This window comes from Bradyrhizobium sp. WCU1 (assembly GCF_053474805.1).
Genome location: NZ_CM130280.1, coordinates 3213189 through 3239091, shown reverse-complemented (window position 1 = coordinate 3239091; position 25903 = coordinate 3213189). Strand labels below are relative to the sequence as shown.

General features: G+C 62.4%; 17 protein-coding genes. 16 read left to right on the top strand and 1 reads right to left on the bottom strand.

The window, feature by feature from the left end:
- Window positions 1-60: 60 nt before the first annotated feature.
- Window positions 61-1470, top strand: a complete 1410-nt coding sequence (locus tag ACTUWL_RS15030; protein WP_021077613.1) for an MFS transporter — start codon at window positions 61-63, stop codon at window positions 1468-1470.
- Here the strand turns inward: ACTUWL_RS15030 and ACTUWL_RS15025 are convergent.
- Window positions 1467-2369: a LysR family transcriptional regulator gene (locus ACTUWL_RS15025; protein WP_021077612.1), complete on the bottom strand. Its 903-nt coding sequence runs from the start codon at window positions 2367-2369 to the stop codon at window positions 1467-1469. The two genes, ACTUWL_RS15030 and ACTUWL_RS15025, sit on opposite strands and share 4 nt — an antisense overlap.
- Window positions 2370-2462: 93 nt before the next feature.
- Here ACTUWL_RS15025 and ACTUWL_RS15020 point away from each other — a divergent pair, with 93 nt between their 5' ends.
- The 15 genes from ACTUWL_RS15020 (at window position 2463) to drmC (ending at window position 25469) form a co-directional block, all read left to right on the top strand.
- A complete protein-coding gene (locus tag ACTUWL_RS15020) occupies window positions 2463-3164 on the top strand; it encodes a haloacid dehalogenase type II (protein WP_021077611.1) in 702 nt (233 codons plus the stop codon).
- Window positions 3151-4389 carry a CaiB/BaiF CoA transferase family protein gene (locus ACTUWL_RS15015; protein WP_021077610.1) on the top strand — a complete coding sequence of 413 codons (1239 nt, stop codon included), beginning with the start codon at window positions 3151-3153 and terminating at the stop codon, window positions 4387-4389. The genes ACTUWL_RS15020 and ACTUWL_RS15015 overlap by 14 nt, the downstream gene beginning before the upstream one ends.
- A gap of 22 nt (window positions 4390-4411) precedes the next feature.
- The gene (locus ACTUWL_RS15010) at window positions 4412-4834 is read left to right on the top strand and encodes a PaaI family thioesterase (protein WP_021077609.1); all 423 of its coding nucleotides are present in this window, start codon (window positions 4412-4414) and stop codon (window positions 4832-4834) included.
- A 319-nt stretch (window positions 4835-5153) separates the two neighbouring features.
- The gene (locus tag ACTUWL_RS15005) at window positions 5154-5396 is read left to right on the top strand and encodes a hypothetical protein (protein ID WP_035650515.1); all 243 of its coding nucleotides are present in this window, start codon (window positions 5154-5156) and stop codon (window positions 5394-5396) included.
- Between the two features lie 283 nt (window positions 5397-5679).
- Window positions 5680-7038, top strand: coding sequence for a tyrosine-type recombinase/integrase (locus ACTUWL_RS15000; RefSeq protein ID WP_203368943.1), 1359 nt, complete (start codon window positions 5680-5682; stop codon window positions 7036-7038).
- 43 nt (window positions 7039-7081) lie between these two features.
- Window positions 7082-7804, top strand: coding sequence for a hypothetical protein (locus ACTUWL_RS14995; RefSeq protein ID WP_203368944.1), 723 nt, complete (start codon window positions 7082-7084; stop codon window positions 7802-7804).
- A 152-nt stretch (window positions 7805-7956) separates the two neighbouring features.
- Complete coding sequence (gene mads1 / locus ACTUWL_RS14990) at window positions 7957-8199, top strand: methylation-associated defense system helix-turn-helix domain-containing protein MAD1 (RefSeq protein WP_203368945.1); 243 nt, start codon at window positions 7957-7959, stop codon at window positions 8197-8199.
- On the top strand, window positions 8196-9290 hold the full coding sequence (locus ACTUWL_RS14985; RefSeq protein WP_203368946.1) for a DNA cytosine methyltransferase: 1095 nt from the start codon (window positions 8196-8198) through the stop codon (window positions 9288-9290). The genes mads1 and ACTUWL_RS14985 overlap by 4 nt, the downstream gene beginning before the upstream one ends.
- Window positions 9262-9687, top strand: coding sequence for a very short patch repair endonuclease (locus ACTUWL_RS14980; protein WP_203368947.1), 426 nt, complete (start codon window positions 9262-9264; stop codon window positions 9685-9687). Before ACTUWL_RS14985 ends, ACTUWL_RS14980 begins: the two co-directional genes overlap by 29 nt.
- The gene (drmD, locus tag ACTUWL_RS14975; protein WP_307756214.1) at window positions 9684-12806 is read left to right on the top strand and encodes a DISARM system SNF2-like helicase DrmD; all 3123 of its coding nucleotides are present in this window, start codon (window positions 9684-9686) and stop codon (window positions 12804-12806) included. The genes ACTUWL_RS14980 and drmD overlap by 4 nt, the downstream gene beginning before the upstream one ends.
- Entirely contained in the window at window positions 12803-16912 is a 4110-nt protein-coding gene (locus ACTUWL_RS14970) for an Eco57I restriction-modification methylase domain-containing protein (RefSeq protein ID WP_203368948.1), read from the top strand. Before drmD ends, ACTUWL_RS14970 begins: the two co-directional genes overlap by 4 nt.
- A complete protein-coding gene (locus tag ACTUWL_RS14965) occupies window positions 16905-18854 on the top strand; it encodes a BbrUII/HgiDII family restriction enzyme (RefSeq protein WP_203368949.1) in 1950 nt (649 codons plus the stop codon). Before ACTUWL_RS14970 ends, ACTUWL_RS14965 begins: the two co-directional genes overlap by 8 nt.
- Window positions 18851-22870 carry a DISARM system helicase DrmA gene (gene drmA, locus ACTUWL_RS14960; RefSeq protein WP_307756213.1) on the top strand — a complete coding sequence of 1340 codons (4020 nt, stop codon included), beginning with the start codon at window positions 18851-18853 and terminating at the stop codon, window positions 22868-22870. The genes ACTUWL_RS14965 and drmA overlap by 4 nt, the downstream gene beginning before the upstream one ends.
- A complete protein-coding gene (gene drmB / locus ACTUWL_RS14955) occupies window positions 22867-24708 on the top strand; it encodes a DUF1998 domain-containing protein (protein ID WP_203368950.1) in 1842 nt (613 codons plus the stop codon). Before drmA ends, drmB begins: the two co-directional genes overlap by 4 nt.
- The gene (gene drmC / locus ACTUWL_RS14950; RefSeq protein ID WP_203368951.1) at window positions 24708-25469 is read left to right on the top strand and encodes a DISARM system phospholipase D-like protein DrmC; all 762 of its coding nucleotides are present in this window, start codon (window positions 24708-24710) and stop codon (window positions 25467-25469) included. The genes drmB and drmC overlap by 1 nt, the downstream gene beginning before the upstream one ends.
- The last annotated feature ends 434 nt before the right edge of the window (window positions 25470-25903 follow it).

Sequence of the window (25903 nt, the reverse complement as noted above, 5' to 3'; positions counted from 1 at the left end):
CGCGTCATCAATCGGTGACCGGAGCATCCGGTTCCCAAGAAGACGACGGGGAGGTTTGGCATGGCGCGATCCGCCGACATCGACATCAACGCGGGCGCACGCCTCGACCGGCTGCCGACCTGTGGATTCCACTGGCGCATCCTGGCCCTGATCGGGGCCGGCATGTTCCTCGATGCATTCGATATCTATCTGGCCGGCGGCGTGTTGGGTGCGGTGCTGAAGGACGGCTGGTCGACGCTCGAGCTCAATGCCGCCTTCGTCTCCGCGACCTTTGTCGGAATGACGATCGGCGCCTGGTTGTCCGGCATCCTCGGCGACCGCTTCGGCCGCCGCTTCTCCTACCAGATGAACCTCGCGATCTTCGGCCTCGCGTCGATCGCGGCGGCCTTCGCACCGAACATGATGGTCCTGATCGTCCTGCGCTTCATCATCGGCATCGGGCTCGGCGCCGAGATCGTGGTCGGCTACGCGACCCTGACGGAGTTCGTGCCGGCCGCATCGCGTGGCCGCTGGATCGGGCTCTTGGCCGTCATCACCAACTTCTCGCTGTTCGCATCGTCCATGGTCGGCCTGTGGGTGATTCCGACGCTCGGATGGCGCTACATGTTCGGCCTTGTCGGCATCCTGGCGATGGTCGTCTGGATACTGCGCAAGTCGATGCCGGAATCGCCGCGCTGGCTCGCCGCCAACGGCCGCGCGGATGAAGCCGAGGACATTCTATCGGCGATCGAAGCGGAGGCCGCGCGCAAGGGGCCGCTCTCTGCGGTCGTCGCCAGCGTGCCGGCACAGGAATCTGCTGGTTCGGTCTGGCGTCTGTTCCAGCCGCCGTATCTTGCGCGCACGCTGCTCGGCAGCCTGTTGCACATCGTTGTGGGCTTCAGCCTCTACGGATTCATCGGCTGGCTGCCGAGCTTCATGGTCAAGGGCGGCCACAGCGTGGTGTCCTCGCTGGGCTATACCTCCGTGATGGCGCTGGGCGGGCCGGTCGGCTCGCTGATCGGGCTCGTGCTGGCGGACCGGCTCGGACGCAGGCTCTCGATCGTCGGCTCGTCGATCGCGGCAGCGGTGCTCGGCTTAGCCTATCCGCATATGGCGGACGGTATTGCGCTCGCAGCCGTGGGCTTCCTGCTCGTCACCGCGATCTATGTCATGCTGGCGACCGGGTTCGCGATGCACGTCCCTGAACTGTTCCCGACGCGCTATCGGCTTCGCGGCACGGCGATCTGCGCCACCTCCGGACGGATCGCGACCGCGCTGGTCCAGTACGTCGTGGTCGCGATCTTCGCCTGGCAAGGATTGACCGGCGTGCTGACGACCCTGGCCGGCATCCTCGTGGTCCAGGCCGGGGTGTTTCTTGTGTTCGGATTCGAGACCAGGGGGCGATCGCTGGAGGACGCATCGGCAGTGGCGGAGGCCGAAGCGGGAAGCCGGCCGTCGATCGCGCGGAGGCCGGCGGATATCGGAGCCTAACCCAGACCGGTGCAAGCCGCCCTGATCCGGTCGCGGAGCCAGCCGTTCGCGTTGCTCTGATCGTATCGGCGGTGCCAGTACAGCATCCAGTCGAACGGTGCGGACTCGAACGGCAGTTCCTCCATTCGAAGGCCATCGTCCATCAGCACGGCCGCGAGATGCCTCGGCATCACCGCGAGCAGATCGGTCTGCTTCAGAACGTGCGGTACGACCAGCCAATGCGGCACGTTCAGCGCGATGCGTCTGCGGTGGCCGCGCTCGGTCAGCACGTCGTCGACGAAGCGCAGATCGGCCGGGCTGATCGAGACTTTCATGTGCTCCTGCGCGATGAAGCGCTCGAAGGTCAGCCGTCCGCGCTTGATCTGGTGGCCGCTGCGCATCAGGCAGACCATGCGGTCGCGCAGCAGCGTCTCCGAACGGATCGATGCGGAATGGTCGAGCCCCATGCTGACCGCGACGTCGATCTCGTCCCGTTCCAGTGCATCGATCGTCAGCGCAGGCGGCAGATGGATGATGTTGTAGGAGATCCGCGCGTCCGGCGATCGCGCCGCTGTGAGCCTCGGCAGCAGCAGGCAGGCGAGAATATCCGACATCCTGATCGTGAAGGTGCGTTCCGTCCGGCCCGGGTTGAAGCCGGCGTCGCTCGCCATCACGCGCTCGACCTGGCGCAGCACCTGGCGCAGCGGCTCCGCCAGTTCGGTGGCGCGTGGCGTCGGCTTCATGCCGCTCGTCGTCCGCACCAGCAGTTCGTCCTCGAACATCGCGCGCAACCGGTTGAGCGCGTTGCTCATCGCCGGTTGACTGAGGCCGACGCGGTCCGCCGCCTTGGTGACGTGACGCTCGGCCAGCAGTGCGTCCAGCGCGACGAGCAAATTGAGGTCGATGGATCGAAGGTTCATTCGTCATTCATAACGTGAATAACGGCAGATCACAAATCCATTTCATCCATGATGGCGAAAGGCGTATCAATCGCTCAGAACAAGGAGGCATCAATGAGCTTTGAGACGATCAAGCGCGACGTGAAGATCTGCATGTTCGATCAGTACGGCACCGTCGTCGACATGCAGGGCGGCCTGATTAAAATCGCCGCACCGTTCCTTGCAAAGAAGGGCTGGAAGGGCGATCCGAATTCCTTCGTCACATGGTGGCGTCGGACCCATTTCGAGAATTCGATGATCGATGCGCTGCTGCATCGCGAGCACACGCCCTATCGCGAGATCGGACACCGCGCAGTTGCCCATGTGATGGACCGCGCGAAGATCGACCACACGATGGACGACGTGCGCTATCTCGTCGGCGAGATCGAGAAGCTGGTGCCGTTTCCGGAAGTGCCGGAGGCGCTCGCGCGGCTGCAAAGCAAATACAAGCTCGTCGTGCTGTCGAACGGCGATCCCGATATGCTCGAGACCGCGAAGCAGCACCACAAGATCCCGTTCGATCGCGTGATCTCGGTGACTGAGGCCAATTCGTTCAAGCCGCATGTCGCGACCTACACCAAGGCGGCCGAGATCATGGGCGTGAAGCCCGATCAGGTGCTGTTCGTGGCCAATCATGCCTTCGACTGCATCGGTGCCAAGTCCGCCGGCATGCGGACGGCCTTCATCGACCGGCGCAGCCGCCCGTTCGGCATCACGCCGCACCAGCCCGACATCCTGGTGCCGTCGATGAAAGACCTCGCCGATGCGATCGTCTGATCGCGAGCCGCTGTCGGGCATCAGGATTCTCGATCTCTGCCGCGTGGTCTCCGGTCCGTTCGCCACGATGCAACTCGGCGATCTCGGCGCCGACGTCGTCAAGATCGAGGATCCCAGGCAAGGCGACGAGAGCCGCCGCTACGGGCCGCCCTTCGTCGGCGGCGAGAGTGCGTATTTCCTGTCGGTGAACCGCAACAAGCGCAGTTGTGCCATCGATCTGAAGTCGCCGGCGGGGCGCGATGCGGTGCTCGATCTCGCATCCGCGGCCGACGTCGTGATCGAGAATTTCCGTCCCGGCACTCTGGACAAATGGGGGCTCGGCTTCGACGCGCTGCGGGCTCGCCGGTCTGACATCATCCTGTGCAGCATCTCGGGGTTCGGTCGCACCGGTGCGGACGCCGCCCGTCCCGGCTACGATCTGATCCTGCAGGGCGAGGCCGGCGTGATGGACATCACCGGCGATCCGATGGGGCCGCCGACCAAGGTCGGTACATCGATCGCCGATCTCGTCACGGGTCTCTATGCGTCGCATTCGGTGCTGGCCGCCTTGATGCGACGAAGCCGGACCGGTGAGGGCGGCCGGGTCGACGTCTCCATGCTCGACGCGATGGCGTCACTCCTGACGTTCAATGCAGGCATGTACTTCGCCACGGGACAAAGCCCGATGCGCCGCGGCAACGTCCATCCGACCATCAGCCCGTATGAGCCGTTCGAGACGAGTGACGGCTGGATCAATGTCGGCGTCGCGAACGACAAATTCTGGGCGGCGTTTTGCGACGTGATCGGTCGTCCGGATCTGCGCGAAGACGTCCGCTTCGAAACCGCCCCGAAACGCGCGGCAGGCCGCAACGAGCTGGTCGCGATCCTCATCCCGATCTTCGCCCAAAGGCGCCGCGCCGACTGGCTGCACCTGCTGGGCGCGGCCGGCATTCCCTGCGGCGCGATCAAGTCGATCGGCGAGGTCTGCGAGACGCCGCAACTGACGCAGCGCGGCATGGTCCAGAGCGTCCGCCATCCGGCGGCGGGGGACGTCAGGTTCGTCGCACGGCCGACGCGGTTCGGCGACGAGCCGCCGGCGCCGTCGACGCCCCCGCCGATGCTCGGCGAACACACGCGCGAGGTGCTTGCGGAATGGCGCGGCTGGACCGACGATCGGCTGGAAAGATTCGCGGTCGAAGGCGCGTTCGGAGATCTTGGACGGAGCTTCGTGCGATCGCACATTTGAGTATCGTCACAAGAGTGTCGTCATGAGGGATATCGCCGAGCAGATGTTGCGCCGCGCCGCCGAGGACGAGCGGCAGGAGTTCGGATCGTTCTTCCTGTCGCGTCTGCTCGGACTTGATATCGCCTATCAGGGCGAGGCGTGCATCGTGTCCTTCGACGCCGTGAGGCCGCTGTTCAATCCGCAGGGCACGCTGCACGGCGGGGTTCTCGCGACCGCGCTCGATATTTCAATGGGGCATCTCGTCAATCACGTCGCGGGCGCCGGTACCACGCTCGAGATGAAGGTGCAGTATCTTGCCGCGGTGCGCGGCGGGCGCGTCACCTGCCATGCGACCTTCCTGAAGCGGGGCCGCAAGACCTTCTTCGTGCAGTCGCAGGCATCCGACGCGGCAGGCGAGCCGATCGCGCATGCCACGTCGACCTGGCAGCTGCTGAACCGCAGCTGAAAGCGCGGTCCGCGCCTAACGCGTCGCGATGCGGGGCCAAGAGGGCCGGTGCCTCCGTGATTTTACGGTACAGACCACCGGACGCGTGTCACCCTTGGAAGCTATTCCGTCCTTGTGGAGCGCTCGCCTCGGTTGCGCTGAGGGGCTATGTTGCGGGGTCACTCACTGGCAGCTTTTTAGGAGTGGATAGGTGCGAGTCATACGAAACGGGTTTCTATCGCTTCTGGCCTTGGGAGCGTTGGCTCCGGCAGGTCACGCGCAGACCACGGTCGCAGCGGTGGAGTGCGATTTTCCACTCGCGTCGACTGATGACTGGAACATGGCCGCGTCGACCCTGCAATACTACATCGATACAGCCGGAGGTTGGAGAGTAAGCCAGGATGCCTTCTCCTTCGATGGCCCGACAAATGTCACGATCAATGGCAAGGAGCAGGTCGCTTCGCTTTCGATCATTATTTCCCGGCAGTCCGGCAAAGCGACCAAGACCCCTTCGTCGGGAGGGAAATCCCTGACGATCAGCGGGGAATTCAAGAAAATGGAATCCAGCGGACGAAAATTCTAAGCGCATTTGGATGGCGACGGCCGCAGGATCGCCACGAGCGATCATCGTCGATCCCATAGTGGCGCACCCGACACGATTCGAACGTGTGACCTTTGCCTTCGGAGAATTTAACCTGCCCTTCGATGCTTTTCGATGGGTTTCGCTCAAATGCGCTATGCCACTGTAATCACTAAACAAATTGAAATTTCAGCTCGCCTGACGTACCCTCGGACACGCTCCGACTTGCGTCCGGCTGCTTACGTGGTGCTTACGCGAGAATGGGAGTTTGGACGGGAGAATTCCCATGCCTAAGCTCACGAAGCGGCTCGTCGACGCCGCGGAGTCGCGGGAGAAGGACTACGTCATCTGGGATGACGAGCTACCAGGTTTCGGCCTCCGCGTCTTCGCCTCCGGCAAGCGCAGCTACGTCCTGCAATACCGAGCCCTGGGCCGCTCGCGCCGCTACACGATCGGCCTGCATGGCGTCTGGACCGCAGAGGGTGCGAGGCAGGAGGCCAAGGTTCAGTTGGGCCGCGTTGCTCAAGGGGACAATCCTGCCGAGGAACGCCAACTCGACCACAAGGCCATCACCGTCAAGGAACTCTGTACGCTCTACGTCAATGACCTGAACGCAGGGCTGATCCTCGGCAAAGGCGGCCGGCCCAAGAAGCCATCAACGGTTGGGACGGACACTGGGCGCATCGAGCGGCACATCATCCCGCTCCTGGGCACGCGACGCGTGAAGGATCTGACCAAGGCCGACATCAACAAGGCCCTCAAGGACATCATGGCCGGCAAGACGCGAGTGTCGGTCAAGACGAAGAAGCTGCGCGGCAAGGCCATTGTCCGCGGTGGCGCCGGAACGGCCACTCGAACGGTCGGGCTCCTCGGTGGCATCCTCACTTACGCTGTCGAAGCAGGCATCATCGCAATCAATCCTGCCCACGGGCTGCGGAAGCCGAAGGACAACGTCCGCACCCGCCGGCTAACGGAAGCAGAATATCGGACGCTGGGCGAGATGCTGATCGCGGCGGAGAAGGACGAGAAGTTCGCGACGACGGTCGAGATCATTCGTCAGGTCGCTCTCACAGGCTGCCGCCGTAGCGAGATGATCGGCCTCATGTGGACGGAAGCAGATACCGACGGCAGTTGCCTGCGGCTGATCGACAGTAAGGAGGGCACCTCGGTCCGGCCTATCGGCCTGCCCGTCGTCGAATTCCTCGAAGAGCGTCGGAAGACAGCCGCCGGCACATATGTCTTCCCCGGCTACGGGGATGACAACGCTTTCGGCAGTTTCCCCAACCACTGGGAGCAGATCTTCAAGGACTCTCCGCTCTCGGACGTCACGCCCCACGTCTTGCGGCATAGCTTCGCGAGCGTCGGCAACGATCTCGGCTTCACGGAGGTGACGATCGCGGCCTTGGTCGGCCATGCCAAGGGCTCCGTGACCAGCAAATACATCCATACGCTCGACACGGCCCTCATCATGGCGGCCGATACGATCGCCGGCTACATTGAGGGCCTGCTGGATGGGAAAGAGTTCAAGCAGACCGCCTACGCGCTTGACCGAGCTTCTCGCAAAGCTGCACTTGCGCGGTTTCTGCAAAAAGCGGCGGGCGAAGACGAAGTGAACGGCGGGGCGGTGCAACGCCAAGCCGCGTAATCTATGCCGCTCCCTCGACTATGACTGTCAAACGGATGGACATATGCAGCGAACCGAAGAGTTCGTCGATGATCGACAGAAGTCGTGGTGCATTCACTGCGCGCGATCGCTTGCTGGCCTTGACACGAGCGACGACCATGTTCCGTCGAAAAGCCTGCTGTCGAAGCCGCGCCCGCACCACTTGCCGGTCGTCACGATTTGCAAGGAGTGCAACACCAGCTTCTCGCGGGATGAGCAATACGCGGTGACGTTTCTGAGCTGCGTCCTCTCCGGTTCCAGCGCGCCCGAGCAGCAATCGAATGCGAGCGCCGCCCGCGCGTTGGCGGCGAGTCCCGGGCTGCGCACTCTGATCGAGCGATCGCGGACCGAATACACGACTGTAGGAGGTGAGAAGCGTTTCCTGTGGAAGCCGGACGCGGAGCGCATCAACCGCGTCGTGGTGAAGAACGCTCGCGGACATGCCTACTTCGAATGGGGGGAGCCCATGCTCAATGCCCCCATCCACGTCTGGGCCATTCCCCTCGAAAGCATGTCTTCCGAGCAGCGCTCGGACTTCGAGGGCGCGGGCGAAGGCCCGGGTTTGGCCGTATGGCCAGAGGTCGGGAGCCGCATGATGTCACGCCTCGTGACCGGCGCGGACCTGCTGGACGGTTGGGTGATCGTCCAGCCCGGCACTTATCGATATTCCGTGGACGCGTCCGGGGCGCTTAGAGTGCGGACGGTTCTATGGGAATACCTCGCCACCGAAGTTCTGTGGGAATCCTAGCCACCAGCGCCAGGAATGATCCGCCCCACCGCTTTCCGCGAAATCGGCGATTCTCCTATTAGATCAGCCTAAATCAGACCAAACCCGCTTTACTCAGCCCAGTTTCGGTGGAATAATTCTGCCGTCTGCGTCGGCGGAAGAAAGGGCGATTCATGTCCGATCGCTGGATGTCCGTCGAGGAGATCGCCGGCTATCTGGGAGTGAGCAAAGACACGATCTACGGCTGGATAACCAAGAGGGACATGCCGGCCCACAAGGTCGGAAGGCTTTGGAAGTTCAAGTCGGACGAGGTCGATTCATGGGTGAGGGCCGGTAAAGCATCCGACGAGGGCGATGAACATGCGGTGAGTGATGCAAACGGTCGGGAAAAGCGCGCCACGAAGGGGAAGCAATGAGTAGAGTGGCGTGCATCGACCTGTTTTGTGGCGCGGGCGGTCTGACGCATGGCCTGATCCAAGCCGGCATCCCGGTCGTCGCGGGCATCGATGTCGACGCGGCTTGCCGCTACCCGTTCGAAACCAACAACAGCGCGCGCTTCATCGCCAAGGACATCAAGAACGTAAAACCGGCGGACCTTAAGAAGCTCTATGGTGATGCCGAGATCCGGATTTTGGCCGGTTGCGCGCCCTGTCAGCCATTCTCGACCTATTCCCAACGCTACGACACGTTGACGAGTCCGCGCTGGCCCCTGCTGTACCAGTTCGCGCGCCTCATAAAATCGGTCCGTCCGGACGTCGTGACCATGGAAAACGTGCCTCTGGTCGAAAGGCACGCAGTGTTCGACGACTTCGTCGCCACTCTGCGTAGGCTAGGCTACAGCGTCTGGCAGGGTGTCGTCGATTGCACTCAATATGGCTTGCCGCAGACCAGGCGGCGGATGGTCATTTTGGCGAGCGCGATCGGCCCGATTGAACTGATCGCGCCGACGCACGAGAAGCCGCGGACCGTCAAAGATGCGATCGGAAAACTACCCGTCATCGAAGCCGGAAGCGCTCACAAAAGCGACGCCTTCCATATGTCGTCCAGGCTTTCGGATCTGAACCTGGAGCGCATCCGTGCGTCCCGCCCTGGCGGAACGTGGCGTGACTGGCCCAAACGGCTGGTCGCAGACTGCCATCGCAAGGAAACCGGCCGCACCTATCCCGGCGTCTACGGGCGCATGACGTGGAGCGACCCGGCTCCGACGATCACGACGCAGTTCTACGGCTTCGGCAACGGTCGCTTCGGTCATCCTGAACAGGATCGAGGTATCTCCTTGCGAGAGGGCGCCATCCTGCAGGGGTTCCCTAAGGACTATGCCTTCGTGCCGGAGGGTGGCCCCACCCATTTCAAGGTTCTCGGCCGAATGATCGGCAATGCTGTGCCAGTCGTCCTCGGCGAGGCGATCGGGCAGAGCATTTCGGCTCACCTCGGCATTGAGGCCGATCGGGAGGGGCAGAAGCAGGGAGGCATCGCGGATGTCGCGCGTAAGCCCCTCGTCGCATGAAGCGAGCCTCCGAATGGCTCGAGTGCGGCAGAAGGGCACCGACGCCGAACTCTTCTTACGCAAAGCTCTGCACGCCAGAGGGCTGCGCTATCGCTTGCACGTCCCGCTGCTGACGAAGCCGCGTCGAGTCGCAGACATCGTTTTCTCGAGTGCCCGGGTCGCCATCTTCGTCGATGGTTGCTTCTGGCACGGTTGCCCTGAACACGCCTCCTGGCCGAAGAGCAACGCGCAATTCTGGCGCGACAAGATCGAAACCAACCGCGCCCGAGACGCGGACACCGATCGACGCCTCCGAGCTTCGGGTTGGCGGGTCGTCCGTGTTTGGTCCCACGAAAGCGCCGATGACGCGGCCGAACGCATCGAAGACATCATTCGTGCTGGGGGGAGAGTGCAGTGATTGTCAGGGGGGCTGGCAGCACGGCCGCACAGATAGCGCATCACACCATCCCCGAGCCCGGCCAGTTGGTGGAAGCTCGCCGGCGTCAATGGATCGTTTCAGAGGTGGACGACGGCTCGGTCGCCCCTGGTCTGCCCAAGCGCCACCTCATTCGATTGGCTTCGATCGACGAGGATGCCCTCGGCGAGGAAATCGAGGTTTTGTGGGAATTGGAACCCGGCGCCCATGTCATTGAGCGCGCCGGCCTGCCGCGAATAACGGGTTTGGACGATCCCGACACCCTGCAAGCGTTTCTCGACGCCGTCCAATGGGGAGCGGCTACCAACGCAGACAGGGCGTACCTGCAAGCCCCCTTTCGTAGTGGCGTCAGTATCGAGGATTTCCAGCTCGACCCGCTGGTGCGAGCGATCGACATGGCTCGTACCAGCCTGCTCATCGCCGACGACGTCGGCCTCGGCAAGACGATCGAATCCGGTCTCGTTGTCCAGGAGATGCTCCTCCGTCACCGCGCGCGTACCGTGCTGGTGTTGTGCCCAGCGTCGCTGCAAGAAAAGTGGCGCACGGAGATGCAGGAAAAATTCGGCCTCGATTTTCGGATCGTGGATACCGAGTTCGTCAAACATCTGCGACGCGAGCGAGGGCTGCACGCCAACCCGTGGACGTCGTTCCCTCTCCTGATCACCTCGATGGATTGGGCGAAGCAGGGTGAAGGCCTGCGCCTGTTTCGTGATGCCTTGCCGCCCTCGGTCACACATCCCCGCAAATTCGATCTCTTGGTGATCGACGAGGCCCACAACGTCGCGCCGACGGTCGGGCACTATGCGGTCGAGAGCTTTCGGACGCGGCTGGTCCGCCTTCTCGCACCGCATTTCCAGCACAAGCTGTTCCTGACCGCCACGCCGCACGACGGCTATACCGAATCGTTCACCGCTCTACTCGAACTCCTCGACGATCAACGGTTCGCCAGAAACGTCCTGCCGAGCGAGCCCCAGCGCGCCCGGGTCATGGTGCGGCGGCTGAAGAGCGACCTCGTCGACGCGAACGGCAATCGACTCTATCCGGTACGGCGCCTCGAAGCCCTCGGCGTCAACTATGCCGCAGACGAGCGAGACATCCGTCATCTGCTCGGGGACTACATATCCAGCCGGGAGCGGGGGGAAAGGGGCGCACGAGCCGTCGATCGCTTCGTCCATCAATTGCTGCGCAAGCGCCTGTCGTCGTCACCCGCGGCGTTCGCGACCACGCTGGAGCGGCACGTCGCGACAATCGAGGGACGCGTCGCGGCCGATCGCGGCCAACGAAAGTTGGATGAGCGTCTCCTCCGCCGGGCCATCTCGAAGGCGGAGGAAGACTACGCCGACGATGCCCAGCGCGAGATGGCGGAAGACGAGGCGATCGGCGAAGCCAGCAAGCACGTCCGCCCGCCCGACGAACAAGAAAGGCTGATGCTCCAGCGCTTGCGATCCTGGGCCCAGCAAGCCTCACGTAAAGAGGACTCCAAGGCTCGCGCCATACTGGAATGGCTCGCCAAGCACCTCCAAGTCGATGGCCAGTGGACGGACGAGCGGGTCATACTTTTCACCGAATACCGAACGACGCAGCAGTGGATGCACCAGATCCTCGCTGGTCACGGGTTCGGTGGCGAGCGCCTGGCGTTGATCTATGGCGGGATGGATCACGACGAACGCGAAACTGTAAAGGCCGCGTTCCAGGCCAGCCCCAAAGAATCGCCGGTCAGAATCCTCCTGGCGACCGATGCCGCCTCGGAAGGCATCGACCTCCAAAACCACTGCCATCTCATGATCCACTTGGAGATCCCATACAATCCCAACGTGATGGAGCAGCGGAACGGCCGCATCGACCGGCACGGTCAGCGCTCCAGCGAGGTGGTCATTTGGCACCCGGTCGACGACGAGGGAGACCACGGCGAGGACATTCTGCGTGCCCTGCGCAAGCTCGATGCCATGCGGGCCGACATGGGCAGCGTCAATCCGGTCATCGCCCCTCAGTTGCCGGACCTGATCGAGGGGCGCCGGCGCGACCTGGATACCCGGCTCGCCGAAGCCCGCATGGAAAAGTCTCGCCGCTTCGTCAGAGCGGAGCGCGATCTCCGGGAACGCATCGCGAAACTGCATGAACGTCTCGCCGAGACCAAACGAGAGCAAAATCTCGCGCCCGACCATGTCGAAAGGTCGGTGAGGACGGCTCTGCGCTTATCGGACAAACCGGACCTGGAGCCCGTTTCCCTGCCGGGGGCCCTCGATGGATCCGCCTTCAGGATGCCGGCGCTGTCGGGTTCATGGTCGCGATGCCTCGAAGGTCTCGAGCATCCCTATACGAAGAAGGTTCGACCGATCACCTTCGATCACGACGTGGCGAAGGGGCGTGACGACGTCGTTCTGGTGCATCTCAATCACCGCCTCGTTCAGATGAGTCTGCGCCTGCTCCGCGCCGAGATCTGGGCACGCGACGACGTAAAGAAGATCCATCGCGTCACCGCCCGGTCGCTTCCCGACGGTCGCTTGGAAGCTCCGACCATCGTCGTCGTTTCCCGCTTGGTCATCACTGGCGGAAGCCACCATCGCCTGCACGAGGAACTCACTGAGGCCGGCGGCTATCTGCGCGACGCGGGATTCCGCCGCGAGGAACGCGTCTCAGAATTGCGTCGGTGGCTACAGGACTCCAAACCAGCGGTGCTGCCGGACACGACCTTCGCGGCGCTGCGCACCCGCTTCGATAAGCAGCGCGATTCCGTACTGGCCGCGGTCGACGCGCGCTCCAAGGACCGCCTGCGCTTCCTGTCCAATTCGATCGACGCCCGTAAGGAACGAGAGAGCGACGACATCCGACAGGTCCTCGACGATCTCGACAAGGCCCTGCGGACCGAACTCGTCGCCGACCGCGAGCCGCAACAGCTCTCGCTCTTCTCCGAAGATGAGCGCACCCAGCTACGACGCGATCATGCCGCCCTGGAAGCACGCCTCGCCCGCATTCCGCTGGAGCGAGAGCAGGAGGTGCGCGCCATCGAGAACCGATATTCCAATGTCCGGGATCACACCTTCCCCGTCGCGGTCATCCTGCTTGTGCCCGAGTCCTTGACGAAGGGGCAGCCTCGATGAGCACCAACCACGACTGGCTCAACCTCATCGAGGTGTCGGGACCGTTCCTCGCGGTGCCGGTTCTGCGGGAGGTGCTTCCCCAAGGATTGGAAGCCCTGACCTCCGGCCGCCCGCAACGTCTGCGTGCCACCTATGACGAATGGCGTGATACCGTCGATGCGGACGATGCTGACCTGCCGGCGATCCATGCGGCATGGATCGACGAGGTTCTCCAGAGCGCCCTGGAGGTGGACGATCAGGTTTTGCGCCGGGCGGCGACTTTGCCGGAGCGGCTAAAGGTGTCGTTGCCCGAGCACGGGGTCACGATCGCGCCCGACCTGGCGATCGTCAATCCGACCCAGGGCGACGCCCCGCTCTTGCCCGTCCAGCTCTACGATCCCGACACCGATCTCGACGCCACCCGGAATTACGACGGGCTGGCCACGACACCGGGCGACCGCATGGTGGTGCTGCTTCGCGCCGTCGGTTGCCCGGTCGGCCTCGTGACCAACGGCGAGCGCTGGATGCTCGTTCATGCGCCGACCGGCGCTGTGGCGAGCTTCGCCAGTTGGTATGCCCGCCTCTGGGGCCAGGAGCCCGAAACACTCCGCGCCTTCGTCAGCCTGCTCGGAGTTCGTCGGTTCTTCGGCCCCGAAGCCGAAAGGCTTCCGGCGCTGTTCGAGCGGTCGCTGAAGCATCAAGACGACGTGACCGACGCACTTGGCGAACAGGTCCGTCGCGCGGTGGAAGTGCTGGTCCAGTCCCTCGACCGCGCCGACCAAGACCGCAATCGGGATCTGTTGCACGACGTCGATCCGAAGGAACTCTACGAAGCTGGCCTCACGGTCATGATGCGGCTCGTTTTCCTTCTGGCGGCGGAAGAGCGCGGCCTGCTCTTGCTCGGCGATCCCCGCTACGATGCCTTCTATGCGCTCTCCAGCCTGCGTATGCAGTTGCGCGCCGACACCGAGGAAATACTCGAACGCCGCCGCTCGGCATGGTCACGGCTGCTCGCGTTGTTCCGTGGCGTCTATGGCGGCATCGACCATCCGCTGCTGCGGCTGCCGGCGATGGGCGGTTCGCTCTTCGACCCGGATCGCTACCCCTTCCTCGAAGGCCGCAAGAAGGGCACGAACTGGCGGAGCGATCCCGCCGAGCCCCTGCCGATCGACGACCGGACGGTTCTGCTCCTGCTGGAGGCGATCCAGACCTTCGAGGGGCGCACGCTTTCCTACCGCGCGCTCGACGTGGAACAGATCGGCCATGTCTATGAAGGTCTCCTCGAACGCACGGTCCAGCGCGTCGATGACGTGACTCTGGAACTCGAAGGGGCGGCCAAGGCCAAGAATGCGCGTGTCGCACTGGGCGAGATCGAGTCCGCTCGCCTCGACGGCGCCGCCAGAATCGTCGAACTCTTGAAGGAGCGGAGCGAGCGCTCTGAGCCCGCCATTCGCAACACCATCGGCCGCGAGCCGGACGAGCGCGTGGCGGCGCGGTTGCTCACCATCTGCCGTGGCGACGTGGCGCTGCGTGACCGCATCCTGCCTTATGCCGAACTCCTGCGGACGGACCCGTGGGGATACCCTCTGGTGCATCACGCCGGCGCTTTCGTCGTCGTCCTCGGCGCCGACCGGCGCGAGAGCGGGACGCACTACACGCCCAAGAGCCTGACCGAAAAGATCGTCGAGGAGACCCTGACCCCAATCGTCTATCGCGGCCCGGCCGAGGGCGCAGCGCGCGAGGATTGGAAGCTCAAGAGCGCCGACGAACTCCTCGACCTCAAGGTCTGCGATCCCGCGATGGGATCGGGTGCGTTCCTCGTGCAGGCTTGCCGCTGGCTCGCCGACCGGCTGGTCGAAGCCTGGTCCAACATGGAATCGGCGGGCGGCCGGATCGACGACGAAGGCCGCATCCGCACCGCCGATGACACGACCGGGTTCGAACCATTGTCGCGCGACACCGAGGAACGTGCCATCTTGGCGCGTCGCCTGATCGCCGAGCGTTGCCTCTACGGCGTCGACAAGAACCCGCTCGCGGTCGAACTCGCCAAGCTGTCGCTCTGGCTGACCACGCTCGCCAAGGGGCGGCCTTTCGGCTTCCTCGATCACAACCTGCGGAGCGGCGACAGCCTGCTCGGCATTCACGATCTCAGCCAGCTCATCGAGCTGGACATGAAGCCGACAGGCAAGGCGCAGCTTCGCCTTTTCGGCCGGACCATCAGGTCGGCCGTCGACAAGGCGCTCGCGCTCCGCAGCCAGCTTCGCTCGATCCCCATCCGAGACATCGGCGATGTCGAGGCGATGGCCGCGCTCGACGCTCAATCACGCAATGAACTCGCCCTGCCGGAACTGATCGCCGATGCTCTCGTCGGCATTGTCCTCGCCGATGACCGAGCCGTGAGAATTACGGCGCTGGCGACCGTGGCTGACGAGGCCTCGGGCGGCGATGCGGATGCGCGGACTCGCTTGCTGCGGCAAAGTTGGGCCGACCTCGCAAGCGATACCTCTGACGGCGTTACCCGCCGGCCACTTCATTGGCCGCTCGAATTCCCGGAGGTCTTCTTGCGGGACAATGGTGGGTTCGACGCCTTTGTCGGCAATCCGCCATTCCTGGGTGGACAGCGGATCACCGGCGTCGCTGGCGTCATCTACCGAAATTGGTTGGTCGAACACATTGCCGAAGGTCGGCGTGGGTCCGCTGATCTCGTGGCCTACTTTTTCCTGCGTGCTTACTCACTTCTACGGGAAGGCGGTAATTTCGGACTTCTTGCTGTCAACACGATTGCAGAGGGAGACACTCGGCAAGTCGGCTTGGAAGCTATGTTGCAGACTGGCGCGATCATCCGCGCCGCTTACCCAAACGAGCCTTGGCCCGGAGTGGCTGCCGTAGTTACCAGCCGTGTGCATATCTGCAAAGGACCATGGCATGGCATTCGAATGCTTGCGGGCGTGCCGGTAAGTTTGATCTCTCCCTTCTTGTCTGATCGAGAAGAGTGGTCGCCGCAGGAGCTGGACGAAAATGCGGGTATTTCGTTCATAGCCTCATACATACTGGGTCTTGGATTCACATTAAGCGAATCCGAAGCCAAGAATATGATCAATGCAAATCAGCGAAATGCAGAAGTCATTTTTCCCTATTTGAATGGGAAAGATCTAAATTCAAGCCCCACACAAAGCGCGAGCCGCTACGTTATAAATTTCTGGGATTGGCCCGAAGAATTGGCCAAGAGCTATGAAGAGCCCTACGAGTGGGTAAAGAACAACGTCCGGCCGGAACGGCAGCGTACAAAGAAAGACGGAACTTACGTCTTACGCAAACCGCTCCCGCAGAGATGGTGGCAGTACGCTGAAAAACGACCCGCATTGTACCACGCCATAGGCCGCGGAGATCAATTTTTATCTCATCCTGACGGTTGGCAACCGGACACAATTAGATTCGATTGCGTTTTGGGAATCACACGAGTTTCTAAATTTTTGAATGTTGCCTTCATCCCAAACAATCAAATATTTACACTCGACGTAATCATCTTCGCACTTAACGGATACGACGATTTTTGTCTCTTGCAATCTAATGTTCACGAAGCGTGGACCAGAAAGCAGGGGTCCACCCAAGAAACACGGATGCGGTACACACCATCAGATTGCTTTGAGAAAATGCCTTTACCATCTCACAGGGATAATGAGTTATCCAAGATTGGAAAGTCGTACTCCGAACTTCGGATAAAAATTAGCACAGAACGATCAATCGGCCTGACACAGCTTTACAATTTATTTCACAGCACAAAATCCACTATCCAGGACATTGTCACACTTCGTTATTTACACGAGAAAATGGATATTGCGGTCTGCCGCAGTTACGGATGGACAGATATTGAATTGGGTCATGACTTCCATGAAGTAGCTTCTCTGCCAGAGAACGACCGAACCCGCTTCACGATCTCCGAGTCGGCGCGTCTCGAATTGTTGAGGCGTTTGTCCGACCTGAATCGTCAGCGCTACCAAAAGGAAGTCGAAGCGGGCCTGCACAAGGCAGCCAAGAAGCAAGCACCCAGCAAGAAGCGAACTGACCAAGACGATGGCGATCTCTTCAACGCTGACGCCGCCGATACGGAGACCGTCGATGACTGACACCTACAAGATGACGGTCGATCTCAATGTGCTCGATCACCTCGGGATCAACCTCTATAGCAACATCGCTGCCGTCCTGACCGAAGCCGTCGCGAACGCCTGGGATGCGGATGCCGAGAAGGTGGACATCCGGATCGACCCTGACGGCAAGTGGATCGAGATCGCCGATGATGGCATGGGCATGTCAGTCGCCGACATGAACGACAAGTACCTGCGCGTCGGCTACCGGCGCCGAGAGGAGGTCAGCGGCCGCGTGACGCCCAAGGGGCGGCCGGTCATGGGCAGGAAGGGGTTGGGTAAGCTCTCGCTCTTCTCGATCGCCGACACCATCGAGGTGCATTCGGCGAAGGACGGCGGAGCGCATGGCCTGCGGATGACGGTCTCGGGCATCCACGATTCCGTCCGCGATCAGAAGCCCTTCTACAGCCCGGAACCGCTGGCGGCTGGAGAGGTCACCGTCATGAAGGGGACGAAGATCATCCTCAAGGACGTCAAGCGGCAGCGTCTCGGGCCGGGAGCTACGGCCCTCCGCAAGCGCCTGGCGAGGCGGTTCTCGGTCGTGGGGGACGTTCATGGCTTCAAGGTCGAGATCGACGGCCAACCGATCACCGCCGCCGATCGCGGCGATCTCGCCACGGTCCAGTTTCTCTGGACGTTCGGCACCGAAAAGCCCGACCTGACGGCATCCTCTCAGCTCAAAGAGAAGGAGGCTCTCTCCGATCGCTTCGATGGCTGGGATGCGACATGGCGCGTGAAGGGCTGGATCGGCACGGCCAGAAAGCCGAAAGACCTGGAAAGCACCGAAGCCGGTAACATGAACGGCATCGTCGTGTTCGCTCGCGGGCGGCTGTTCCATGAGAACATCCTCGACAAGCTGAACGACGCCAGGATCTACACCAAATACCTCACGGGACAGATCGAGGCCGATTTCCTGGACATCGACGACAAGCCCGATATCGCTACCAGCGACCGTCAGCGCGTGCAGGAGGACGACGAACGATACCAGCAACTACTCGCGTTCCTGCGCTCGCGGCTCACTCAGGTCGAGAGCCGCTGGAACGAATGGCGGCGGAAGCACGAAATCGAGAAGGCGAAGGAAACCTCGCCCGCCCTCGCCGAATGGCTCGATGGACTGCCAGAAGGCTTCCGCAAGAGCGCCGAGGAGCTGATCGCGAAGCTCAGCGCCCTACCGATCGACGATGAAGACGATCGCAAAGTCCTCTATCGGCACGGTATCCTGGCGTTCGAGCGCATGAAGTTGCGCGGATCGACCGACGAGTTCATCGCGAGCATCGCCAGCGTGGACAAGCTGCTCACGCTGCTCGCAGACCGCGATTCCCTCGAGGCTTCGCTGTATCGAGACATCGTGCGGTCCAGGCTCGGAGCAATCCAGGAGTTTCAGAAGATCGTCGATGAGGACGCCAAGGAGAAGGTCCTCCAGAAATATCTCTTCGACCATCTCTGGTTGCTCGATCCGGCGTGGGAGCGTGCCTCCGGCAGTGAACTCATGGAAAAGCGCCTCGTCACGGAGGGCGTTATCGTCGAGGACTTCAACGAGAAAGAGAAGCTCGGCCGGGTCGACATCGCCTATCGTACCTACGCCGGAAAGCACATCATCGTCGAACTCAAGAAGGCCGGTCGGGTGATGAAGCTCCTCGAATTGCAGGAGCAAGGCCAGCGCTACGTCGATACGCTGCGAAAGATCTTGTTACAGCAAGGGGATTCGTCACCGAACATCGAAGTCGTGTTCGTTCTCGGCAAGTCGATCGAGGAAGAGAAGGCGAACCCGGATCGCCTCAAATCGTCCATGGCGGCTATTTCCCCCGGAAGCCGCATCGCCCACTACGACACACTCATCCGGGGCGCTCAGGAGGCCTACGAGCAATATCTCAAGGCCAGCAAAGAGCTGGATCGCCTTGAGAAACTGGTGAACCAGATATGAGCGAATCCAGCCCGCCGGAGAACGGCGCGACAGAACAGGTCCCGGCCCATGCCGCGTGGATGGCCGTCGACACGACGGTTAGTGCGGGACAGCACGATTTCGTCTTCTCGTGTGTGGGAGGACCGAATCTGTTTTTGAGCATCGCGGCCGGTGACTGGCTGCTTCTCTTCGATCCCGCTCAGTCCATCACTCGGGTTGGACGGCTCCTTCGTGTTCGATCGACCGAGACCGAAACCTCGTTCTATTTCGACAAGCTCCATACCGTCGCTTCACCCGCACTCTTGAGCGGGTTGGGTCTCACCATCCCGGCAGGGCCGATCGGTCGTCTCTCTTGGGATGATTTCCTGCGCGCGGCGCAGTCGGTCGGTATTTCCGACATCGAAGCCGTGCCGCTCATCCAGAACGTCGTCTATGTGCGCGATCTGCTCGAAGTAGCCGTTCGTGACGATCTACTCGGTCCCGCCGGTGGCCCGCACGAGCTGATCAAGGACATGAGCGTCCGCGACCGCTATCTGGTAGGGAAGCTCGCGCCACGTCGGCCAGGTGACGGCGAGACGACTCCAGTCGAGCCAGCGGCAGCCGCAGACGAGGTCGGCGACATTGAGGATGAGCGAGCGGCGCCCATCCACGAGCCCGGCGCCGAATTCGCGAGTGCTTCCGGCCGCGTGGAGCCAGAGGACGATGCTCTCGACGAGATCGACACGACGAACAATCAATCCCTCGTGCCGTCCAGCATGGGGTTCACCTTCTGCGTCGCGCCGGGCGAGGAGTCGCTCGCCGTCGATGTTCGCTGGGGACGCTACGAGCGTGTCCCGAGCGACGAGCACGAAGTCGTCAAAACCCGGAAGAACCGGGCGACCGGCAAGGAGGAGGAGACCAAGGTCAAGGTGTGGCGGCGCATCCCGTGCGGTGGTGTCGCGCCCTTGCTTCTGAACGACGGGCCGATAAGGCCCTCGACGCCCGACCGGGACCAGCCCGACGTCAGGCTGCAAGGCTCCGTCCGGACGAACGACCAGGGGGAGCGCCTCGTCACCCTGTTCCTCGTGAACGGTCAACTCGAGCCCGACGACAACAAGGACCGCGCCTGGCTGTTCCAGCCGGAGATCTCCGTGACCGCGCCGGAACCCGCTGCGGGGAAGGCGATCTTCAGGCGACGCCCATCCAACGAAATCGTTGTCGACGATCCGGAACGCGATCGCTTGGCGCTGATCTATCGCAATCGGTTGGAGTTCGCCGTCGGCCACGGCGTGTCGGTCCACTCCGACGCGATGCCGGAAGATTCCGGGAAGGCTTGGCGGGTCCGCACGGAGATCATTCCGCGCTACGAAATCGCCGTGACGGAGACGCCGGGCCTCGACTTCGGCGATCGCCCGGCGATGCGCCGGATGGTCGATGAAGGTTGGCTCGACATGAACCGCCTTGCTGAATTGGAACCGCAGGCGCTGCGCGATGCGCTGTCGTGCCTGGTCGACGACTACGCCGTATGGATCGAGGAGCAACGTGCGCGCCTGAAGAGCGAGATCACGGGTTTCGACGATCCGGGCCGGGACGTGATCGTCCGATGCGAAGAAACCCTGCGCCGTCTTCGGGAAGGGATGAACACGCTCTTTACCGACGATGCGGCGCTGACGGCCTTTCGCTTCGCCAACAGGTCCATGGCGCTACAGCGCGTGCGGAGCCTCTATGCCCTCAAGCGGAGACGGGGGGAGACCACTGATATCGCGCAGATCGACATTCCGAGGAACCGATCTTGGCGTCCCTTCCAGTTGGCCTTCCTCTTGTTGTCGGTGCCGTCGCTGGCCGACCCGGCGCATCCAGATCGAACGAAGCCCGTCGAGGCCTTCGCCGACCTGCTGTGGTTCCCGACGGGTGGCGGCAAGACCGAAGCCTATCTAGGTGTGGCCGCCTTCGCCATGGGGATGCGTCGGTTGAAGAGCGACCTCGGTGGGCTTGACGCCTCACGCGGCCTCGCCGTGATCATGCGATACACGCTGCGTCTGCTGACGCTCCAGCAATTCCAGCGCGCGGCCGCGCTGTTGTGCGCAATGGAGGTGATCCGTCGCGCGGACGAGAAGACCTGGGGCAAGGAACCCTTCTCACTGGGACTGTGGGTCGGCAACAAGGTGACGCCGGGCCGAACCGAAGACGCTCACCAGGCGATCGAAGCGTTGCGCAATGGTGATCGGAATCGTGCCGGCATCGCGTCGCCTGCGCAATTGACGAGCTGCCCATGGTGCGGCTCGGAGATCTCCGCTGGGCGCGACATCGAGGTCGACAGGGTTATCGGCCGGACTCTCATTCATTGCGGGGACAAGCTCGGCACCTGCGAATTCTCGCGGGCCGGCTCCAGCGGGCTCGCCCACCCCGGATTGCCGGTAAAGGTGGTCGACGAGGAGATCTACCATCGTCCTCCCACGATGATGATCGCTACCGTCGATAAGTTCGCCATGATGGCTTGGCGGCCAGAGGTCCGAACCCTCTTCGGTCGGGTCGATGAAGAATGCGAGCGCCACGGCTTGCTCTGGCCGGGGCACGATTGCGGTACGGGGCATCGCGCCCGCGGCGCTCATCCCCCGGCCAAGGTGAAACCCGTGCGAGCCGCTCTGCGGCCCCCCGATCTCATCATCCAGGACGAGTTCCACCTCATCAGCGGTCCCCTCGGCACCATGGTCGGCCTCTATGAAAGCGCCGTCGACGAGTTGAGCACCTGGCCTCTCGGCGATACGAAGGTTCGACCGAAGGTCGTGGCATCCACCGCGACCGTCCGGCGCGCCGAAGATCAAGTGCGCAACGTGTTCATGCGGCGCATTTCGGTCTTCCCGCCCTCCGGTCTCGACGTCGAGGATAACTTCTTCTCAGTCCAGCGGCCCATCGAAGAGAAGCCCGGCCGCCGCTACATGGGCATATGCGCGCCTGGCAGCTCTCGCCCTGCGGTGCTGATCCGAACGTACACGGCCTTCCTGACTGCGGCGCAGGCGCTCTTCGATCGTTTCGGTCCGGTCGCCGACCCTTACATGACGCTGGTCGGCTATTTCAATTCGCTGCGCGAATTGGGCGGAATGAAGCGCCTCGCCGAAGACGACGTCCAGACGCGATCCTTCCGCGTCAGCATGAGCCTCGTCGATCGGCCGGGCTTGTCGCAGCGGCGCGTAGACGACGTTCGCGAACTGACATCTCGTGTCTCTAGTCACGACATCCCGCGCTATCTCGATCAGCTCGAAATCCCCTTCAACGGGACGTTCGATCCCGCGGCGGGCAAATGGATCGAGAACCGGGCTCCGGGCGATCCGCGTCCGATCGACGTCGTCCTGGCCACCAACATGCTTTCGGTTGGGGTCGACGTGAATCGCCTCGGCGTGATGGTCGTCAACGGCCAGCCGAAGGGAACGGCCGAGTATATCCAGGCGACCAGCCGCGTCGGCCGCACGCCGCCGGGCTTGGTCGCCACCGTCCTCACCTGGGCGCGTCCGCGCGATCTCTCACACTATGAGACGTTCGAGCACTATCACGCGACCTTCTATCAGCACGTCGAAGCTCAATCCGTGACGCCATTCTCGCCGCGGGCATTGGACCGTGGCCTCACGGGCGCGATGCTGTCGATCATGCGAAACGCCTATGATCCCTTCGCGCCGAACACAGGGGCGGGCGCGATGAACAGCCCGAGTCGACCGGAGATGTTAACGACGATCGGTATCGTGGCCGAGCGGACGTGGGAAGTCACCGAGGATTCGGCAAAGAAATCGCTGACCGAACAGGAATTGAAGCAACGAGCAGATGATTGGGCCAAAGAGGCGGGCGTCGGTGGCCGCACGCTCGTTTATCAGAAGTATGGCGCAGGCCCGACGGCGTATCCTCTTTTGGAAGCACCAGGCGTGAAGCCGTGGACGGATTGGACCGTCCCGATGTCGATGCGTGAGGTCGAGCCCGGCGTGAGGCTGGTGATGGAGGATTCTCGCTCGACGAGCGACCCCATCTGGCGAGCCCGAGTCACCCCAACGGACGGGAGTGACGCATGAGCAAGACACCCGTAGGCGAAATCCGGCCGAGCCAGCTCCTGTGGACCTACGGCCCTGGCGCGCTGGTCGATCTGCCCAATTTATCGGTCGTCACGATGGGGATCGACCGTTGGGAAAAGGATAGATGCCAGCCCATCCAAGAGGCACGCCTGCTGGCGAACGTCCGCAGCGTTCTCGGGCCTCAAGTGGAATCGCTGCGTATGCCCCCGATCGGCGAGCGTGATGTCGTCGACCCGTTTTCTCCCGCAGCCCTGATCGGCGTTCCAGTGAAGCCGTTCCCGAGGTGGTTGCGTTGCGTGAAATGCGGGCTCCTTTCGCCGTTCGATGCCGGCTTATTCAAGCTGAAGGAAAACAGATACCGTCCGGAACTGACCCGTTTCGTCCATGAGGGCTGCCGGGGTTCGAACAACGATCAGCGAGCTCGTGACGCCGACGCCGTGCCGGCGCGCTTCCTGACGGCTTGTCGTGCCGGACATCTGGACGATTTCCCTTGGCACTGGTTCGTTCATGCTGGCCCCTCTGAATGTCGCGGCACCCTACGGTTCTTTGAAAGCGGTGCGTCGCTTCAAACCGAGAACCTCTGGGTCAAATGCGACGCCTGCGGCGCATCGAAGAACATGGCCCAGGCTTTCGGCCAGGCCGGCAGAGACAATTTGCCCGGGTGTCGCGGGAGGCATCCTCACATTGATCGTTTTGACGAAGATTGTGTCGAAGAACCTCGGGCGATTCTGCTCGGTGCGACAAACGGGTGGTTCCCGGTCACGTTGTCGGTACTCGCCATCCCCCAGACGGGTAGTCCCTTGGCGCAACTCGTCGGGGACGGCTGGACCTTCTTCGAGGACGTTTCGTCGGCCGGCGAAGTCGGTTTCGTCGTCAAAACGCTGAAGAAGACGGCGCAGCTCCCTGGCATCGAGCAATTCACCAGCGACCAGATTTGGTCCGCCATCGAAGCCCACAGGACGGGCGGCATGGATGTCGGCCAAAGCGACCTCAGAGAGCCGGAATGGCAGGTTCTGACGGCGGACGATCCGCCGACCGACTACCCGCATTTCATGAGCAAGAAGGTCGGGGTTCCGAAGGGCTTCGAAGCGGCTATCACACGCGTCTTGCTGTTGGAACGATTGCGCGAAGTGAATGCTCTGCTCGGCTTCACGCGCGTCGAGTCCCCCGATGAGGGATCGGGCGACGATGCCGCGCCGCGTGCTCCGCTGGGCCGTTCGGCGCCCGATTGGGTGCCGGCGACACAGGTTCATGGCGAGGGCATCTTCGTTCGCTTCGATGCCGACGCTCTGAAAGCATGGGCCGACCTGGATGCAGTCAAAGACGTCGATGCTCGCTTACGCACGGGGCATCGTGGGTGGCGCCAAAAGCGGAATCTCGATCCGAGACAAGGCTATCCGGGCGCGCGCTACGTATTGCTGCACACCCTGGCACACATGCTGATCAGAGAGCTGGCTCTCGAATGCGGATACAATGCCGCCAGTATTCGTGAACGGATCTACGCAGAAGTCGACGAGGCAAAAAATCAGGCCGGATTCCTCATCTACACGGCGGCGGCCGATTCCGATGGAACTCTCGGAGGATTGGTCGAACTAGGTAAACCTGAAAATCTCGGGCGGCTGCTGCGCCAGGCCCTGGATCGCGCCCACGTCTGCGCTTCCGATCCTCTGTGCTCCGAGCACGACCCCAGCAAGGATCAATCGCTGCACGGAGCGGCTTGTCATGCTTGTTCCTTCGTGTCGGAAACGTCTTGTGAACGAGGCAATCGGCATCTCGACCGCGCGTTGGTGGTCCCCACGCTCGAAAACCAAACCGCCGCATTTTTCCGGACCTCGTGATGGGATCGCTCTTGGATGCGGTCGCGGAGTTGGCGGCCCTACTTTCACCATCGAAGATCGAAGCGATCGCGTCACGACTGCGAGGCGCGTCCCCGTTGGCTCGGGAACAAGACCTACAGCAAATCGTCGGTACGCCGGTTGCCCGAGCGGCCTTGGGATCGTTCGTGACGGCGTGGCAGGATACTGCGTTGTCCGGAGACGTCGTGGCCGGAATGCTGTTGGCCGCGGCCCATACTCGGCAGCGGGTGCAACGAGATTCTAACGTCGAACTCGTCTGGACGGGGCCGACGACACCGTTCGTTGCGACCCGCCGCACTGAGCAGGTGCTCCTGGACCTCATTCAGCATGCGACGCGAGAACTCTTCATCGTGAGCTTCGTCGCCTACGACGTTCCGTCAGTCATAGTCGCGATCAACGCGGCCATCGAACGAGGGGTCGACACTCGCATCCTCGTCGAAGCGTCACTGACTCAAGGTGGCAGTTTGCTCGTCAATCCGGTTTCGACAATGAAAAACGCCGTTCCTTCAGCCAAATTGTATGTTTGGACCGATCGCCCGCATCCGTTCACCAATGGTCGGGTTCACGCGAAAGTGGCCGTTGCTGACGACAACGCTGCGTTCTTGACGAGCGCCAACCTTACTGGCCACGCGCTCGAAAAGAACATGGAAGCAGGAGTTCTGATCACAGGTGGCCATGTCCCTTCGAATTTGCGCAACCACCTGCACGCATTGATCGAGACGAAGGTCATCTGCCCGACTTGAAACGCCAATCGCCAATTCGACGGAGATTGGTCCATCCGGACGACAGCCGCTCTCCCGCGCGGATGGAATGTGTAGACCCGTCGGACCGATCGGCTGATTGGTAGTCGTCGCGCCGCCAATTGGTAGTCACCTGGAGGTTTCGATCCAATAGACCCTTGAGGGGAAAGCCTTGTATGGGGAATTCCTTGTCAAGGCTCGCTGGGCGGTCGTCCGATCTGAATCCGAGGGGAGCTCGCTGTCGGGCACGATAGTCGCACCGCAACCTTGTATTCGGTTGGCCTTGCGGGCCTGGACCATGAAGCAGCCATTCGCTTCGAGTGCGAGGCTCCGAGGCGGCGGGCACATTCTTCCCTCGGCATATTGGCCACGGCGTTCCTCGTGTCACCGCCACCTCGGATCTGATCGACGACGTCCGCGCCTGCGATCGCCGTCAA